Raw genomic sequence first — 18,014 nt, forward strand, 5'->3', positions numbered from 1 at the left:
AGACCAGGCGCCTAAAAAAAAAGTGATTGATGAGAGTTTTTTCTTCCGCTCTAGGTCACTACCTAGGTAGGTAGTCTGTCGGGGGTCATCGTTTTTTTCAGGCGCCTGTGTGTTAGTATATATAGTCTTGATGTTTCGCCGGGGAAATCGGCAGGATTCGGCGTATTTTCTGTTTGAGGTGTGGTATTTTGGGGTCGGGAGAGGAGTATTTTTGATCGGCGGAGGGTGATTTTCGAATCGAAATGGTGATTTTCGAGTGGAAGCGGGATGGTTTTGGGGTTTGACTGGGTGGTTTTTTGGAGTGGAAATGGTGGTTTTCGAGTGGAAGTGTCGTAAAATGAGAGGCGGGGACCTTTAGGTCCCTCAGCTGAGGCGGGGTGATCTTAACCGAAACAACTGACGTACTAATGAGGTATACTTCGATTTCGTGTAAGGGGTTTATGTGGGCACATGAGATAAAACCAACCGTACCCTTCCCGAATCGGATCCATACCAACACCGCGTAACTCCTCCAAAAAAGAGAACAGGTTTTTTGATATGACCGTGTTCAGGCCGTTTTGTGCTGAAGAAAGCCGAGGGTCAGATCGAGTGCGTCGAGGAGATCCTCTTCCGCGAGAGCATAATCCCGGATCGCCGAAAAGAGCATGTACAAAATATCGTAACCGTAAAACGCAAGAGCATCCTCCGCTGAAAGGGGCGAGGCATACGTATCGACCACAAAACCGTCGGTCGAGAACATCAGCTCGAACAGTTCTCCCTTCTCCGATGCCACGCAGAACTGCTGGGTGACCTGTTTTTTGGGATCATCAGGCCGGAAACTAGCCGGGCTTTCGGATTTTCCGAGGATGATCATTTTGTCGGGATAGTACTTCTGGTCGTAGAGATCCCCTTTTGTATCCTGTTTTGCCTTCTGCAGGAAAAGCGAACCTGCCGCCTGCACCACCGGAACGACTGCCGCGATCATCTTTTCGAGAAGGACCTTGTCCTCTTTAACGATCAGATCAGCGGTTTCCTGCTGTTTTGCTTTTGTTTCCTTGATAACATCCAGGAGACGGTCAAATCCCTGTTCTACAATAGGGTCCATACAGTATAGTTTGACCGTCCCGATAGATTAACTACATGCCTTGTGCTATCAGTATAGAAGAACAATGGATTATTTCATCGCCCTGAATCAGATCCTCATCCTGTTTATCCTGATCGGGATAGGGTACTTTGCACGAAGGATCAAACTCCTGAACGACGCTTCCGTCTCGTCCCTCTCGAAGTTCCTTCTGCATATCTGTATTCCCGCGATGGTGATATTCTCCATGCAGATCCCTTTCACGAACGAAGTTCTCATGAAGGGCGAGTATCTGATCTTGGCAGCGTTTGCCTACTACGGGATCGCGTTTCTGGTTGCCTGGTTTTCCCCTATTCTGATGCGGGCAAAGAAGGAGGAGTACGGCGTGTTCCGGTTCATGATCATGTTCTCGAACTCGATGTTCATGGGATTTCCCATCCTTTCGATGCTGTACGGCCAGGACGCGATATTTTACGCAGCGCTCTTCAATATTCCCTTTACCATACTGACATACTCAGTTGGAATCTGGATCCTGCGGGCACAGGAGAAGGGCGGAAAAATCTCGTTCGATCCAAAACTTCTCCTGAACCCGGCGTTTCTCTCGACGATCCTTGGGCTGATCTTCTTCCTGACGTCGTTTTCGATCCCTGACCCCATTTACAGTTCCTTAGAGCTGCTGAACAACGTTACCACGCCGCTTTCTCTTGTCGTGACCGGCGGGTTCCTTGCCCAGCTGAATTTCACCTCGATCTTCAAAAATGTCCGGCAGTACATCGTTGCGGCGATCCGTCTTCTTGGTATGCCGGCCCTGGTATATCTGATCTTTTCGCAGTTCATCGACGACACGCTGATCCTCGGCATCATCGTGGTAACTGCAGGAATGCCGGCGGCGGTAAATACGGTGCTGCTGGCTGAAGAGCATAAGGCCCATCCGGATATTGCGGCCCAGGGGATCTGTATCTCAACACTGCTTTGCCTGGTGACGCTCCCGCTTCTCGCAGTGTTTTTGACGGGATGAGGGAAATAAAAATAGTAGTTACGCGGTGTTATCCTCAATCCAATTTGGGAAGGAGGTTGTTGTGTGTAGACACAAGAGAATATTTAACCGCGAATAAGCCCAAATGGGCAAAGCCCATTTGAGGCGGCACGCAAGCCGAAGGCTTGCACGCAACGTATAGGGGCCTCAGTAAATAGGATATCCCACCGCGGGCCGCTCCGCGCCGGAGTCGCGGCCCCGCACCCCAGATCAAGAAAAGGGATTGTTCATCTATTTTTTGGAGAAAAAAAGACATGCAAGATAAGAAAAACCCGCATGCAAGTGAGCGAAGCGAAACGGAGAGCAAACTGAAAGTTTGAGAACAAGCGAGGGCTGCAAGCCCGAACCGGAGAGCAAAGCGAAGCTTTGCGAACGGGTTTTTCTTATAGCATTTGTCCAAGAGCCAAAGGCTCTTGAGACGTCTCACGAGCTTTTAGCTCGTGGACTTTTCAAGAGAGGGTGCGATTCTGCGTAGGCGAAGCCCAAATGGGCAAAGCCCATTTGAGGCGGCACGCAAATCTTCGATTTGCACGCATCAGCCGAAGCAGAGCACCCGAACGTAAGGAAAATGCGATTCAAGCGAGGGCTGGAAGCCCGAAGCGGAGAGCAAATCTCTGATTTGCGAACGCGTTAATTCGCGGAGGCGTGCAAGCCGAAGGCTTGCGTGCCGCCTCAAATGAGCAAAGCTCATTTGGGCTTATTCGCGGTTAAATAATCTCATGTTTCCAAACCCAGCCGTACCCTTCCCAAATTGGATTCACAACCACACCGCGTAAGTCCTATTCATAATTATTTTGTCTGATACCACGCGGCACCCTCATGTATTTTTTCTATAAATTCATCCTCGGGAGATGACCGAAGATCCATAAGAGCGTCGGAAAGATTTTGGACGGCCGCCTCGTTATACGGATTTTCCGTCTGAATGGAGTAAGAGAGTTCGGCGTTTTCCCGGGAAACAGCGGACGATACCGCAGTCTGCCTGGAAAACGTTGTCGAAGCAGCGGCAGATAGTCGTTTTGACGAAAATCCGCTTCGGACAAGAGCTCCGCTGAAAGCAAGATTCACCGCATGGGAAAGCCCGAGAACGTAGGCAGCAATCGGGTCGTGCTCCCCGATCTCCATTCGGAGAATCGTCCCGCCGCTGAAAAGACTCGCCGCTTCATCCGCCGCGGCATCGTTGCCGCAGGAACATACGATGATGTTTCTGCCGGCTATCGAGGCGGCATTGGGGCCGAACATCGGATGTACCGAGCAGACTTTTGCACCGGACGCCGCCGCTTTGCGGAGAACCGGAATAAGGGGAGTTTTGACGGAGAGGATATCAAAGATGAGCGCGTCTTTGTTTTCTGAAAGAACCGTCCCGAGGATTTCTGCAGAGATTTTTATCGGCGTTGCTGCGATGATGACATCGGCATCCCTGCATCCAAAGGAGATATCCGCAACCGGATAGAGAGCTCCGTCGGGTTCTGGGTCGTTGATCGTTACCGTATGACCACGTCCGGCAAAAAATGCCGAGAGCCATCTGCCCATACCTCCGTTTCCGCCGATAATGAAGATTTTCCGCGGAGCAGTACGGCGGGGTATCCTTCCCTGCAGATCAACAGACTCATCTATGACCGCCCGGGCGATCCGTGCGGCCGTTTCCGCACTCACGCCGGAAATTTTCCCGGCGTCGATATATCTCCGGACGACGTTTTTTTCGACCGCGGGAACCACGACCTCTTCGTTTGCCTCGGCCTTTTTTTCGCCGATCACCAGAGCTATTCTATTCCGGCGGCCGACCAGTTCCATGATCTCGCGGTCGATCGACGCCAGTTCCTCCCGAAAGCCGTCGATCTCAGTCAAGGAATCCTCCCCGGGCCGCAAGATCCGCAAGCGTGAACACGGTCATTGCCTCGACGACGATCGCCCCCCGATTTGCGATGCACGGATCGTGGCGTCCTTTGACCGAAAGGTCGGCATCCTCTTGGGAGACCAGATCAACGCTCATCTGCTGTTTTGAAATCGAGGGGGTCGGTTTGAATGCCGCGGAAAAATCAAGAACGGATCCGTTCGACATCCCGCCAAGCACGCCGCCCGCATGATTCGTCAGCGTGATGACCGACCCTTCCTGAACGCGGTATGCATCGTTGTTTTCGGATCCGCGAAGGCCGGCGGCGGCGAACCCCTCGCCAAATCCTATTGCTTTCACGCCGGGAATGGCGAAAACCGCTTTGGCGATCTCGCCGTCGAGCGTGTCAAAAAACGGCTCGCCAAGACCCGCGGGCAGACCCGCAGCAAAGCACCGGACGATCCCGCCGACACTGTCTCCTTTCGACTTCGCGGCGAGGATCTCGGCTCTCATCCGCTCCTCGATCTCCGAAGACATTGCCCGAAGCGGATTGGTCCGCGATCTCGTCATGATGTCTGCGACATCATAAACATTCATATCGACGACGCTGCCGATCCGGGTAACATACGAACCGACGGAGATTCCGGCGCTGCCGATCAGATCCCGAAGCAGAGCGCCGGCCGCGACGAGGGGAGTCGTCATTCTGCCGGAAAACATTCCGCCGCCCCGGATATCATGAGCCGGACCGAATTTACAGACCGCAGGGTAATCGGCATGACCCGGGCGGGGAACACGGCGGAGCTGTTCATAATCCGAACTCCGGGTATTGCTGTTTGAAAAGGTGATCACGACCGGACAGCCCGTAGTGATTCCGTTCACGATACCGGAAATTTCCGGGACGTCCGCCTCCACACGGGGAGTCCCGATACCTTCGGCCGGTTTCCTGAGCGCCAGATCCGCCGTGATGATATCCTCATTCACGGGATATCCGGCAGGGATCCCGTCGATAACGCAGCCGATACGACTGTCGTGACTCGCCCCGAAGAGAGTGAGCGTTATGGATCCTCCGATTCGATTCATTCTTCCCTCATATCTGCACCGAGTCTCTGCATATCCCTGACGAAATCAGGATAAGAAACAGCACAGCAGCCTGAGTCGTCTATGATAGTATTGCCAGCGGCAATAAGTCCGGCGACCGCGGATGCCATCATTATACGGTGGTCGCCAAATGTAGTAACATTTGCCCCGGAAAGCCGGGAGGGTCCCGTAACAATGCACCCGTCCTCGGTCTCGCTGATATCTGCACCCATCGACCTGAGGAAAAGAACCGTGGACATGATCCGGTCGCTTTCCTTGAATCTCAGATGGGCGGCCCCGTATAATCTGCTGGTGCCTTTTGCCTGCGACGCAAGTACGGCGATAATGGGGAACAGATCCGGAGCATCCGCAAGATCGATGTCTGCAGCCTTCAAATCCGCTTTTTTGATCGTAACATTTTCGCCTTCACGAACTACTCCTGCCCCGAATGTTTCAAGGATGGAGATCACCACCTTATCTCCCTGAGGGTCAGCCGGGTCGAGTCCGGAAACGGTGATCTCGCCGGTGAGTGCCGCCGCCGCAAACAGAAATGCGGCTGACGAGTAGTCGCCGCCGACCTGAACATCCACGGGAGAATAGACCTGACCGGAACGGACAAGATACCCGTCATCGATCGTTTCGACCGAAACGCCGTGTTTTTTCATGGCGGAAATCGTCATGTCCACATAGGGTTCTGACGTAAGGGGCGTTGTAAGATGGATCCTCGTGTCAGCTTTGCCAAGCGGAGCCGAGATCAGCAGCGCCGAGATAAACTGGGAGCTCACATCCCCGCGAATATGCACATCGCCGCCGGACCCCGGACCCGTTATCGTGAACGGAGCACAGCCGTTTTTGGATGTTACTCCGGCTCCAAGCTCTGAGAGGGCATCAAGCAGCGGTTTCATCGGGCGGGAACAGAGCGAAGCGTCGCCCGTGAACGCGGTCGTTCCGTCCAGACGGGATGCAATTCCAGCAAGCATCCGCATGGATGTTCCCGAGTTTTTGCAGTTTATCACCGTTCCTTTCGGAAGAGGGGCATGCAGATCGCCACCCCGGATCGTGATCCGATCATTCGCTTCACATACATGTGCCCCGAGCGCTTTGACCGCATCCAGCGTAGCTAGAGTGTCCTCGCCCAGAAGCGGAGAGAAGACAACAGACTCGCCTTTTGCAAGAGCCGCAAGGAGAAATGCCCGGTGCGTGTGACTTTTCGAAGGGGGTGCGTGAACACACCCCGATATCTGGGAGCGGGATACGATAAGTTTCATCTCACACCCCGTTCCTGATATTCGCAATGAGGATATCTTCCCGACCGAACCGGTCGAGAAATTCATCTAACCTGCCCTCAGGCACAAGGATCCCGGTGGCGGGACCGGTGCCGGAAAGTCCGGCGGCGGCGGCTCCGCATGAGAGGGCTCTGTCGGCCGTCTCCGGCGTGATGCCGATCGCTTCACAGGTACATCTTCCATTTACATACATCGCTGAAAAAACATCTCCTTCGATCGCCATATCATATGCGGCAGAGACCATATCACGCATTTTTTGCATCTTCTCACTCGGAAATGCGGATTTCCGGATCTGGAACGGCGGGATGTGGATCACGGCCGTGTAGCCTTCGGGCATCGGGCGGCGGAGCAGAAGTTCGCGTTTCAGATTATCGGTGAATACGAGACCCCCGAGCTGACAGGCGCAGGCATCATCAAATGCCCCGGTAATACTGACGCCCGCTTTGACGGCGGCCGTAGCGCCGATCCGGCCGATCTCAAGAGGGCCGAGATGGAGGGAAAGCGCAGCGGCCGCGGCCGATATTATAGCGTTCGCGGCCGAACTGCTGCTTTTCAGGCCCTGAGATATGGGGATATTCGACGTAGTTCTGATCACCGCACCATTCATTCCCGAGTCAGGATACCGCCGAAGTACCTCCTCGACGGAAAAACGGGCGAGGGAAACGGACTCGGACGGGTGGCCGCCGATCTCGACGGAAAACTCGTTTTCCGGAATCAGTTGGACGGTCGCCTCGGTTTTGAGATCGATTCCAAAGGCCGCCCCTTTTCCGGTAGAGATCGCGTTGATCACCGATAACGCACCGTAGGAAACTCCTTTGCCGATCATGCCGCCCTCGCTTCGAATGCTTTTCTCATCACGGCCCGGTCAGGCGTGATGCCTGTCCAGAGAGTGAATGATGCGGCGGCCTGTTCGATCAGCATGGTTTTTCCGTTGATGCAGGCACGAACGCCGGCGGCTTTTGCAGCGGCAAGAAGGGGAGTCACTTCCGGATCATAGATCATATCCATAACAACCGTGTCTTTGGTGAATATCGTATGCGGAACCGGCGAGCAGTGTTCAAACCCGCTCATTCCGGCCGGGGTCGCGTTCAGAATCAGCTGATACGCGGGAGCGAGATCCTCCAGCTTCACTGCCCGGGCGCCAAACATTTCGGCAAGCGTCTCTGCACGTGCGTGGGTCCGGTTGGTGATCGAGATCTTCGCTCCGGCGGCTTTCAGATACGCGGCGGCGGCCTTTGCCGCTCCTCCGGCGCCGATGATGAGCGCCTCGGCGCCCTTTGGATCCGCGTCCACTGACGCGAGCGATGCAGCGATTCCCAGAATATCGGTATTGTACCCCTCGAGACCGGCGGGAGAGTTTCGGATCGTATTCACTGCCCCGGCGGACGCGGCAAGAGGATCGATCCTTTTCAGGAAAGGAATGACCGATTCTTTATGAGGAATGGTTACGTTCATCCCGATGATCCGGTATTTTCTGATAACCTCCGGGATCAGGTGCAGCTCCTCCGGAGCTGACGGGATCTTGACGTATCGTCCCCGAATCTTCGCGGCTTTGAATGCCGCGTTGTGGATCTCCGGCGAGAACGTATGGGTGAGGGGATAGCCGGTTACGGCAGTGACCTGCGGATCGGTGCCGAGTCTCTCAGCCTCTTCGAGCGTTATCTGACCCGGAGCGGACGCAAGTTCCGGCCGTAACGCACAGTAGTTGAGCATCGATCCGAGGTCAAAAGCCCGAATACGGGTAACCTCGCCGGCGGCCCCCATGCCTATAAGAATAAACGGAGCTCCTTTTTCTCTAAGAACAGATGCGGCACTCCAGACTGCAAGCAGATCCGCCGGCCCCCTCACCATGAATGCGGCTTTGGGGATTCCCGAGGATCGAAGATCGTTGAAGATTGCAAGGATCTCATCCTCGGCGGGCGTTTTCTCAAAGTCATGATACGAACAGATGACCTGTTCTTTTGGGAACCGGTTTCTCAGAACCGAGTCCGATTCTATGTCGATGTATGTCGCGCCGGACGCGAGAGCTCGGAGAAAGATATCTTTTCGCTCCTCGTCCAAAGGAGACCTGAGTGTAGCGACCGAAGGAACGCCGCACGCAAGAAAGGAGAGATCTGCCTGAATGACCGGAAAGGCATCGAGCCGGAATTCCAGAGCCTCTGCTCCTTTCAGGATCGCTTCTTTTGCAAGGGTCCGCACTTCCCCCTCGTCTTTCGCCACGATAACGGCACAGTTTGCAGTCATTTTTCGCAGATTGTCTCCGCCATCGTGTGCCCGAAGTGGCGGCCGCCGCTTTCAAGTCTGACATAGACCAGATCGCCGATCGCGAGATCGGATACGGAAACCGCTCCCGACGGCGTTCCAAGGCGTATGGTCTCGGCGTTCTGGAGAACGACCGAGTAGGTCTTTCCTCCGGCTTTTGCCTCGATATAGAGCATGGGGCGGATCTCGATTTTTACTCTGCCGACATTCACGGTTCGCAGGCTTCCGTCAGGTTTGCGGGAAAGGAGTTCGTTCCCGCTCGCGATCTCGGAGAGGTATTTTGTCGTACCGTCAGGGCAGAGGATGTATGAATGGACGGCGCCGGCGTTCACCCGAAACGGCCGGGCGCTGACGTACTCGCTCTCAAAACTCTCCGAGCAGACGAGGAAGAGGCAGGATGACTGGGAACCGATCAGCATGCCCTCTCCCCTCTCCAGAAGCGAGCAGGTGTCGATACATACCCGGTCCCCTAAAGAGAGGGTGGATATCTTGGTGACCACGGCGGTTTCCAGATCGACTATCGGGTATTCAGCGGTCCTGATGCCGGAAAATGCGGCAAGATCGGCCGGACCGTCCGGCGTGATGACGATACCGTCAGAGCCCACCTCCATTGTTTGGAAAGCGAGACGGGCTTCTTCGGGGGTCTTCACGCAAATATATACACTCGTCTCGGCGTTCTGGAACCGGGAGATGAGATTTTCAAGAGGGATGACCTTCCAGTTTTCGGGGGAGATGACAAGATTTGGAACGGCATTCTTCAGGCTGTACGCCTCCTCCATCTCCTCGGCACCGGTCAGGTTCAGGAGAACGCCGATGCGTTCCCCGGAATACATGAGGTTTTTGCCGTCGGCCAGTATTGCAGTATATCTGCCGAGATGGCTGAGAGCCTCATCTTCCGGTCTTAGGATGATATGGGTATACCCTGATTCCAGAGCTGAGGCGACGACTGCTTTTCGTTCGTCATAGGTCGGCAGGTGGTCGGCACGGATCAGGATCGGAGGTAGTTGGATCGTCATATATTTTTCACCGGGTGAGGTGTTTTGCTGCTTCTTCCACGGATGCGTTCCTTAACACGATATCGGTGACAGCCGAGGTAATACCAATGATATCATTGTGCTGGAAGATGTTTCTTCCGATCGAGACCCCTTTTCCTCCTGCATCGAGAGAGTCACGGACCATCTGAAGCATCTCCAAATCAGAGCCCATCTTCGGACCTCCGGCGATGACGACCGGGATCTGGGCTCCGCGGACGACTTCACGGAACGTATCGATATCTCCGGTGTAACTGGTTTTTACGATGTCAGCACCAAGTTCGGCTGCAACGCGGGCGCAGGTTTTGAGAGCATCCACGTCGAACGAGTCTTTGATGTTTTTGCCGCGAGGGTAGACCATCGCAAGAAGCGGCATGCCCCACTGCTGGCATTTGCGGGAGATCTCTCCGGCATTGCAGATCATCTCGGGTTCGGTATCGGCTCCCAGATTGATATGAATGGATACGGCGTCCGCTCCAAGCGTTATTGCCTCCTCAACGGTCGTAACGATGACTTTGGAGTTAGGATCGGTTCCAAGACCGGTCCCGGCGGAAAGATGTACGATCAAACCGATATCTTTTCCGGATGTCCGATGCCCGTAGGGAACCATCCCTTTGTGCATGAGAACGGCCGTGGCTCCGCCGATCGAGATCTTGTTTATGGTGTCACGCATGTCGGTGAGCCCGGGAATCGGCCCCATCGAAATGCCGTGATCCAATGGTACAATAACGGCACGACCGGAGTTCCGGTCTATGACCCGTTCCATACGGATATGTTTTCCAAACATGTGTGCTAATGATTAGCACGGTGACAACATCAATCTTCTGGACAGAGTAAAGACCAGGTATATTGCGGGATATATGCTGAATTATGACGGCATTTTTCAACACATAAGCCGCAGTCGTCAGTTTTCCCTGCACAAAATCCAGATCAGAAACCGAAAAAGTCCGGAGATGTCCAATCAGAGAGAGGATGGAAAGTAGAGATATTACGCGTGACCTGCGCAGAAAAACAGATGAGGTGAATCAAAAAAAGGAGGAAAAATTATTTTTCTCCTCTGCCGAGTTCTCTGTGCGCTTTTCCAAGATGCTGGGCTCCAAGCGCCCCGAGAAGAGATAATTCTCCCGCGAGAACGCCGGCTGCCACGATCTCGGCAAATGCTTTTGCGTTGTCTCCCGGATTTTCCGCTCCGCCGGCAACGCCGAGCATCGTAAGATTTGCGTTCTGGGTGGCAATACTCGTTCCTCCGCCGACCGTCCCGACCTGAAGCGAAGGGAGCGTGACGGAAACATACACGCCGCCTTCCGCCATATCCACGGTCGTGATCGTGTTGCTCCCCTCAACTACATGTGCCGGGTCCTGTCCGCAGGCGATGAACATGGCGGCGATCACATTTGCAGCCTGGGCGTTGAATCCGAGAGATGCCGCCCGGGCAGATCCTGTCAGATTTTTGCGGGTATTGACCTCCGCAAGGGTAGCTGAGTTGGTCTTGAACACGGATGCCACCAGTTCATCCGAGAGAAAAACCCCGGCTGAAACGGTTTTGCCCCGGCCTTCGATAATGTTGATCGCGGAGGGTTTTTTGTCGCAGCACATGTTTCCGGATACGGCGATAAGTTTCGCCCCTGTCTCCTCTTCGATTACGTGGGCCGCTGCTTCCGAGGCAATAGTCGCCATGTTCATGCCCATCGCATCCTTTGTGTCGAACTCAAAGCGGATAAAGACACTCGTACCTGCTGTATATGTCGTGAGCCCGATCAGTTCGCCGTGATTTGTGGTTTCTTCGGCGGCGACCTTCAAAAGAAGGAGATTGTCTTCCGCCCACCTCGCAACCTCGGCCGCGTGGGAAACGCTTCTGGCTGCAAAAACCGGTGCACGGGTCATGCCGTCTCTGAGAATTCGCACCTCGGCGCCGCCGGCTTTGGTGATGGCGCCGCACCCTCTGTTGATCGAAGCGGCCAGAGCGCCTTCTGTCGTCGCAAGCGGGAGCCAGTACTTTCCGTTGGCATACTCCCCTTTGACCGCCAAAGGTCCCGCAACTCCCAGCGGGATCTGAACACAGCCGATCATATTCTCGATGTTTCGGGTAACTACCCGGTCAATAGGTATCGAATAGGTCCCGACAGCGGAAAGATCCGTACCGGTCTCCTCTTCGATATATTTACGGCGAAGAGATACGGCATCATCTGCCGGCATACTCTTCTCCAGCGCGTAAAGTTTCAGATCCCCGGAACGGATCTTTGCAAGATACTCATCCATAAGTATACAATAGTTCAGAAGGGACTAATACATTTTTCTGTCAGACAGGCAAATAATATTCAGGCATATGCAGAGATACGCTCACATTTTGGACCTTGTCAGGGAGAGAAATCCCCTTGTGCATCAGATCACCAACTACGTCACGGTAAATGACTGCGCCAATATGACGATCTGTTTCGGGGCATCACCGGTGATGTCGCACGCACCTGAAGACGTAGTGGATATGATAAAAATAGCGGGCGTTCTTGTGCTGAATATCGGAACTCTGGATGAAAACCAGATCGAAGGAATGCTTGCAGCGGCAAACGGAGCAAAGAAATGCGGCATCCCAATAGTTCTCGACCCCGTGGGAGCAGGGGCGACACCATATCGCACACAAACCGCGGAGAGGTTTATGGACGAATTCCCTATCGCGGTCGTGAAAGGTAACGCCGGAGAGATCAGCACGCTTGCCGGCGTCTCGGCAACGGTCCGGGGCGTTGATTCCGGCAGCATTTCCGGAGATCCCAAAGAGACCGCACGCAGATATGCAAAAGAATACGGATGTACGGTCGTCATAAGCGGAGCGGAGGATATCGTAAGTGACGGAAAACGCGTCGTGGGCGTATTAAACGGCGTGCCGATGATGGGTAAAATATCTGGGACCGGCTGTATGGCGAGCGCTGTCTGCGGCGCCTTCACTGCAGTAACTGACCCGATGGACGGCTGTATCGCCGCGATGACCGCGCTTGGCATCGCCGGCGAAGAAGCGGCACAAACCGCAAAAGGCCCGGGATCTTTTAAGCCGGCATTTTTCGACGCCGCGGCCGCGCTCACCAAAGAACAGTTTCTCAAATCAGCAAAGATCACTGAGTATTCATGACATATGACCTCTATGTGGTAACCGACGAAGAACTCTCAAACGGTCATTCCCATGCGGAAATAGCAAAGCTCGCGGTTGAAGGAGGAGCGGATGTCATCCAGCTCCGTGATAAGAGGATGAGCGCGGCGGATCTTTTTGCCGAAGCGGAAAAGATCCGTGCGATCACCAAAGACAAAGCCCTTTTCATCGTAAACGACCGGATCGATATCGCGCTCGCGTCAAAAGCAGATGGGGTTCACCTGGGGCAGAGCGACCTGCCGGTAGAGGTCGTAAGACGCCTTGTTCCGGATGATTTCATCATCGGCATCTCTGTTGGTTCGGTCGAAGAAGCAGTAAAAGGCGTTTTGGACGGCGCGGATTATGTAGCAGTGAGCCCGGTTTTTTCGACAGGCTCAAAACCGGACGCTGGTGAAGGCCGCGGACTTGCCTGTATCTCAGCTGTAAGAAAAGCCGTACCAAAAGAGATCCCCGTGGTCGGTATCGGCGGCATCAACAGTGGAAATATCAGTGAGGTCATCGCGGCCGGATTGGACGGGATCTGTGTCATCTCCGCAGTGGTGAGTGCGCCAGATATCAAAAAAGCCGCCGGAGATCTGCGTGAAAAGATCAGGAACATAAAAAATGAGTGAAAAAGTCATGCAGTGGTGCGTGCGGATCCCGGTCCTCGAGGGAGAAGCGGGACGCAGAAAACTTATTGCCGAAGGAAAGGCAGACCGAAGCCTCCGGCCGTACGTTGAGGAGGGCTTCCTGTTTGTCCCGGTTCTTGAAGAGACTGATTTCCAGGCAGAGTTCTCCACAACAAGCCCCCGCGAGGAGCTGCCCCGTCACGAACAGATCGGCGGGATCGTTGTTCTTCAGGAAGATGATCGGATCGAAGCGGAAAAGATCCTGGCGGCACGTCCTTCGACGCATACCGTACTTTTTGCCACATCACCGGTCGAAGGAGAGTTCAGAACAAAAACATTCAAAGTGCTCGCCGGAAAAAATACGACCGAGACACTCTACCATGAATACGGCAGAAGAATGATCATCGATCTGACCGCAGCCTACTTTTCCGCCCGGCTCTCGAACGAACGCCAGAGAATTCTCTCTTCCATGAAAGAGGGGGGAAAAGTTCTTGATATGTTCGCCGGCGTCGGACCGTTTCCGGTGATGCTGAGCAGTAAAGCGAAGCTCATCGTCGCAAACGACATAAATCCATCCGCGGTTTATCTGCTTCAGAAAAACATCAGGCTCAACCGTCTGCATAACGTAGTGCCTGTTCTCGGCGATGCAATGAATCTCCCGCATATGCTCGATTCGATGAGATTTGACCGCATAATCATGAACTTACCATTCGCAGCATACGGATTTTTAGCAGGAGCTGCAAAACTTGCGGCTAAAGGCGCCGTCATCCATCTCTACGCGCTTGTCGAGAAAGAAGGAGAACACAATGAAGATATTCTGCGTGCGTTTCCAAACGCGAAAATAACCGAACGATTTCTTCGTTCCTACTCGCCGACCAGCTGGCATGCAGTATATGATATAGAGGTCGGCGATGAAATGTAAGATATGCGGAACAGGAAGTTTTGCCGATCTGAAATGTGCCGTTGACGCCGGAACGGACGCAGTCGGTTTTCTGATGGGGATCACTCACGTGACCCAGGATGCCGTAAGCCCAGAGGAAGCGGCGGCAATGATCAAAACGCTGCCCCCGTTCATCGAACCGGTCGCGGTGACCCATCTGCAGGATGCCCGTTCGATCATCAGCATCGTTCAGCAGTCCGGCTGTACCGCGCTCCAGATCCAGAACACGATCACGCCTGAAGAAATATGCATGATCAGAAAGAGTCTGCCGTATCTTCGCATCATAAAAGCAGTCCATGTGATGGATATGTCAGCTGTACAAACAGCTCAGCGGGAAGCAGCCTATGCTGATGCGATAATCCTGGACACGCGGACCCCTGACCGGCTCGGCGGGACCGGACTCACTCACGACTGGAGCATCAGTGCAAAGATCGTGGAATCGGTCGAGATCCCCGTCATACTCGCCGGCGGCCTCACTCCGGAGAATGTGGCCTCGGCGATCCGCCAGGTCCGCCCCTATGCGGTAGACGTTCACACCGGCGTGAAGAAAAATGATGTCAGGGATGCTCTTAAGACAAAAGCATTCGTCCGTGCGGCGCATACGGCCGTCTGAATCAGACGATCCTTTTTTTTCAAAAAAAAATGATCAGACTTCAATCACTGTCTGTTTACAGGTTTTGAAGTGATTTGCATAACCGGCCATATCGAGCAGCCCGTGACCTGAAAGATTGAAGACGATAGTCTGTTCCTCATTCTTTTTCTTTGCTTCAAGAGCGAGGTCAACAGCAGCGCGGATTGCATGAGCTGATTCCGGCGCCGGGATGATGCCTTCGGTTCTCGCAAAGGTAACGGCTGCCTGGAAAACCTGTTCCTGGTTATACGATACAGCGTTGATAGTTTTGTTATCATATAACCTGGACACCAGCGGATTCATACCATGATACCGAAGACCTCCTGCGTGAACGGCGTTCGGGGTAAAGTCATGCCCAAGAGTATGCATCTTAAAGAGCGGAGTGATGCAGCCGGAATCACCGAAATCATACCGATATTCGCCTTTTGTGAGGGAAGGGACCTCGGAAGGTTCAACTGCCAGGAAATTTGTGTCGATTTTTCCATGGAGTTTTTTCTGGATCATAGGGAAGCTGAATCCGGCAAAGTTACTTCCTCCGCCGATACATCCGATCATGTGATCCGGAGTGACATCGATCTCATTCAGCTGAGCGATCAGTTCCTGACCGATGACGGTCTGATGCATACATACATGATTTGCAACGCTGCCAAGACTGTACTTTGTTTTTCCGGTGGGATCTTTGACTGCCATTTCGACTGCTTCTGTGATCGCAGTTCCAAGGGTCCCTCCGTAGGAAGGATCTTTTGCGAGGACGGATTTTCCATACTCAGTGACTGGACTTGGTGACGGATAGACTGTGCTTCCGTAGGTTTCCATGATCGATCTGCGGAACGGTTTCTGCTCGAAACTTACTTTGACCATGAACACGATAAGGTCGAGATCAAAGTAGTTGCAGGAGAGGGAAAGGGCAGAACCCCACTGACCCGCGCCCGTTTCGGTGGTCAGATGTTCTGTTCCGTCACGTTTGTTGTAGTATGCCTGGGCAATGGCACTGTTGAGTTTGTGGCTGCCGGTCGGACTGACATCTTCACGTTTGAAGTAGATCTTGGCCGGGGTTTTGAGATACTGCTCAAGATGATATGCACGCTGAAGCGGCGTTACGCGGCCGAATTGGGCATATGCTTCTCTGACGACTTCCGGGATGTCGATGAATCGGTGAGTGGTGTCGAGTTCCTGCTCGACCGATGTTTTACAAAACACGGGTGCAAGATCATCGTGGGTCACTGGTTTCATTGTCCCGGGATTAAGGATCTCCGGGGAGCCGATGTCGACCGCGATATTATACCATTTTTTAGGGATGTCATCTACTGTAAGGGTCGTACGACCATCTTTCGGGAACATAGATACAGGTGGTATCCAATAGTATTTAAAATCTGTACAACAATAACCAAATTATTACTTCAATGATTATATTTGTACATGTTCGGGATTGTAAATAGAGGGAGGCGCGCAGACCTATTTCCGAAGAGAGAAGGGAGACCCCGGGGATAAAGGTCGGACCGATACGGTCCTGACGGCTGATGAGGAGGGGGGCCTTTTGGCCTGATCAGATCAGAGCCGGAGCATGCAGAACGGTCTGATATACATGTTCCCGATTATACGGCTCTGTGATGATGAGGTTGTAGATGTCTATGTGCCGGTTCTGTTCGCTGACCGTACTGCTGTAATCTGTGTAAGAAGCTGCATACGCTGCGTAGTATGCCTGATACTCGGCATAGAGCTTCTGATACTCCGCGTAATAGGCAGTGTAGTTTTGATACGCATCATCAGCCTTTGTCAGATACTCTGTATAGGATGCATTGAGCGTTTCCCATTCTGAAGAATAGGCATTGTCGGTTATTTTGCCTGCGCGAAGATCGCGGTTCAGCTTTTTCTGCTGTGATACTATGGAGTCTGCCAGATCGGCATAGGTATTATATGCGGATATTGCCGTTTGCATTGAGGAGTCAAGTGAGGAAAGGCGGATCTCATATTCGGTGAGTGCATCTTCCATTTCATCGAGATCTTCGGTCTTTTCAGCACCTTCCCGTGATAACCGATCGATCAGGGAGGCGGCTTTATCCCGGTAATTCAGGATGACGGTTATTTGACTGCCGGAGGTGTAGGTTTTTGTACCGGTACCGACACTGATGACTGAAGGGGCGCTGGAGAGTGATGAGCCGTCTTCAAATTGGAACGATCTGTCGGTGATATAACTGAAGTCGGTTGTTTCGATGACCGCGTATCCCCCGGTATCCGGATAGGCTGTTGCGTCAGCTGTTTTTATTCCGACTGCGGCGTGGCTTTCTTCATCAAAGATCAGGAGGACAGCATCATAGCCGGCACGGGTCAATAACCCGGCCAACAGGATACTTTTGTCATCACAATCACCATACTGGTCAATAATGGTCTCTACCGGGTAGCGGTACTCGTCTTTTGTATGGTAATGAATACTTTGGACAAATGTCGAGAGCAACTCCAGATACTCGTCGTCCGTTAAATCCAAGGTATGTTTCACGGATGCCGTTTGTGTCAGGATCTGTGTGTACATCTCTTCCTGAAGGGGATCATTGGTAAAATCAGCATAATACTCGCGCGAGGTTATTTTTGTGTAAGGAAGGTATTTTGATCCGGTATCTTTCGCCCCATGATAGATGGATGCGGGAACGGAGACGAAAAGTGTTATTGAGGTGTTTTTGAAGGGGAAGATGTATTCTGCCGAGAGGGAATCCGTGTAGGCGTTATCGGGATATATTTGGGGATTTGCACTGAGGATACAGAGATAGCAGCCGGCGGAGGAGATGATGACGAGCAGGACCGCGAGCAGGATGATCTTTTTCATGGTGATACAGAGATATGTTTTGTATTTGTTCTTCTGTATTATATGTTAGGTTTGATCATGCTACTGTATCCGGGATGAAAAAGGTTCATGCGGTAATTTCTGTGGATATTCATTTTCCCCCGTTCTTTCTTCTTGTATGCAGGATACCCCGGGGTATCCGGATAGAAGACGAAAGAAGAAGGGACGACAACCAAAACATGAGAGCTTGCGCTCAACACAAAAAAAAACACAAACAAACTATTGCAAAAGAATAAGGGGGGTGCAGCGTTGACCAGTTCCCGAGAATTCGCAT

The 18,014-nt window shown here is 53.0% G+C and carries 17 protein-coding genes; 5 read left to right on the top strand and 12 right to left on the bottom strand.

The genetic code is table 11. The features are described from left to right. Window positions 1–547: 547 nt before the first annotated feature. Entirely contained in the window at window positions 548–1,084 is a 537-nt protein-coding gene (locus EYA77_RS05185; protein WP_167816091.1) for a hypothetical protein, read from the bottom strand. Between the two features lie 64 nt (window positions 1,085–1,148). On the opposite strand from EYA77_RS05185, the gene EYA77_RS05190 reads away from it, so the two are divergent. Beyond that, on the top strand, window positions 1,149–2,078 hold the full coding sequence (locus EYA77_RS05190; protein ID WP_167816092.1) for an AEC family transporter: 930 nt from the start codon (window positions 1,149–1,151) through the stop codon (window positions 2,076–2,078). Between the two features lie 807 nt (window positions 2,079–2,885). On the opposite strand, the gene EYA77_RS05195 is transcribed toward EYA77_RS05190, so the two are convergent. The 8 genes from EYA77_RS05195 to hmgA form a co-directional block, all read right to left on the bottom strand. Continuing rightward, window positions 2,886–3,941, bottom strand: a complete 1,056-nt coding sequence (locus tag EYA77_RS05195; protein WP_167816093.1) for a prephenate dehydrogenase/arogenate dehydrogenase family protein — start codon at window positions 3,939–3,941, stop codon at window positions 2,886–2,888. Then, complete coding sequence (gene aroC / locus EYA77_RS05200) at window positions 3,934–5,007, bottom strand: chorismate synthase (RefSeq protein ID WP_167816094.1); 1,074 nt, start codon at window positions 5,005–5,007, stop codon at window positions 3,934–3,936. The genes EYA77_RS05195 and aroC overlap by 8 nt, the downstream gene beginning before the upstream one ends. Next, window positions 5,004–6,272: a 3-phosphoshikimate 1-carboxyvinyltransferase gene (gene aroA, locus EYA77_RS05205; protein ID WP_167816095.1), complete on the bottom strand. Its 1,269-nt coding sequence runs from the start codon at window positions 6,270–6,272 to the stop codon at window positions 5,004–5,006. Before aroA ends, aroC begins: the two co-directional genes overlap by 4 nt. A 1-nt stretch (window position 6,273) precedes the next feature. Then, window positions 6,274–7,116, bottom strand: coding sequence for a shikimate kinase (locus tag EYA77_RS05210; protein WP_167816096.1), 843 nt, complete (start codon window positions 7,114–7,116; stop codon window positions 6,274–6,276). Beyond that, complete coding sequence (gene aroE, locus EYA77_RS05215) at window positions 7,113–8,534, bottom strand: shikimate dehydrogenase (RefSeq protein WP_167816097.1); 1,422 nt, start codon at window positions 8,532–8,534, stop codon at window positions 7,113–7,115. Before aroE ends, EYA77_RS05210 begins: the two co-directional genes overlap by 4 nt. Beyond that, window positions 8,531–9,568, bottom strand: a complete 1,038-nt coding sequence (locus tag EYA77_RS05220; RefSeq protein ID WP_167816098.1) for a 3-dehydroquinate synthase II — start codon at window positions 9,566–9,568, stop codon at window positions 8,531–8,533. The genes aroE and EYA77_RS05220 overlap by 4 nt, the downstream gene beginning before the upstream one ends. A gap of 7 nt (window positions 9,569–9,575) precedes the next feature. Continuing rightward, entirely contained in the window at window positions 9,576–10,370 is a 795-nt protein-coding gene (locus EYA77_RS05225; protein WP_167816099.1) for a 2-amino-3,7-dideoxy-D-threo-hept-6-ulosonate synthase, read from the bottom strand. 257 nt (window positions 10,371–10,627) lie between these two features. Next, window positions 10,628–11,842, bottom strand: coding sequence for a hydroxymethylglutaryl-CoA reductase (NADPH) (hmgA, locus tag EYA77_RS05230; protein WP_167816100.1), 1,215 nt, complete (start codon window positions 11,840–11,842; stop codon window positions 10,628–10,630). Window positions 11,843–11,909: 67 nt separating this feature from the next. On the opposite strand from hmgA, the gene thiM reads away from it, so the two are divergent. The 4 genes from thiM to EYA77_RS05250 are packed head-to-tail and all read left to right on the top strand — an operon-like array spanning window position 11,910 to window position 14,883. Next, entirely contained in the window at window positions 11,910–12,704 is a 795-nt protein-coding gene (thiM, locus tag EYA77_RS05235) for a hydroxyethylthiazole kinase (protein WP_167816101.1), read from the top strand. Further along, complete coding sequence (gene thiE, locus EYA77_RS05240; protein WP_167816102.1) at window positions 12,701–13,333, top strand: thiamine phosphate synthase; 633 nt, start codon at window positions 12,701–12,703, stop codon at window positions 13,331–13,333. The genes thiM and thiE overlap by 4 nt, the downstream gene beginning before the upstream one ends. Next, the gene (locus EYA77_RS05245; RefSeq protein ID WP_167816103.1) at window positions 13,326–14,252 is read left to right on the top strand and encodes a class I SAM-dependent methyltransferase family protein; all 927 of its coding nucleotides are present in this window, start codon (window positions 13,326–13,328) and stop codon (window positions 14,250–14,252) included. Before thiE ends, EYA77_RS05245 begins: the two co-directional genes overlap by 8 nt. After that, window positions 14,242–14,883: a phosphoribosylanthranilate isomerase gene (locus tag EYA77_RS05250; protein ID WP_167816104.1), complete on the top strand. Its 642-nt coding sequence runs from the start codon at window positions 14,242–14,244 to the stop codon at window positions 14,881–14,883. Before EYA77_RS05245 ends, EYA77_RS05250 begins: the two co-directional genes overlap by 11 nt. A 33-nt stretch (window positions 14,884–14,916) precedes the next feature. On the opposite strand, the gene EYA77_RS05255 is transcribed toward EYA77_RS05250, so the two are convergent. The 3 genes from EYA77_RS05255 to EYA77_RS09820 all read right to left on the bottom strand — a co-directional run. Then, window positions 14,917–16,242: a TrpB-like pyridoxal phosphate-dependent enzyme gene (locus EYA77_RS05255; protein WP_042699563.1), complete on the bottom strand. Its 1,326-nt coding sequence runs from the start codon at window positions 16,240–16,242 to the stop codon at window positions 14,917–14,919. A gap of 205 nt (window positions 16,243–16,447) precedes the next feature. Then, window positions 16,448–17,722 (bottom strand): hypothetical protein, encoded by a 1,275-nt coding sequence (locus tag EYA77_RS05260; protein WP_095642191.1) that lies wholly within the window; start codon window positions 17,720–17,722, stop codon window positions 16,448–16,450. Between the two features lie 38 nt (window positions 17,723–17,760). Beyond that, window positions 17,761–18,014: hypothetical protein (locus tag EYA77_RS09820; RefSeq protein WP_209315014.1), on the bottom strand; the 254-nt coding region annotated here is incomplete at its 5' end.

This window comes from Methanocorpusculum sp. GPch4, from assembly GCF_012062385.1.
Taxonomy (GTDB): Archaea; Halobacteriota; Methanomicrobia; order Methanomicrobiales; family Methanocorpusculaceae; genus Methanocorpusculum; species Methanocorpusculum parvum.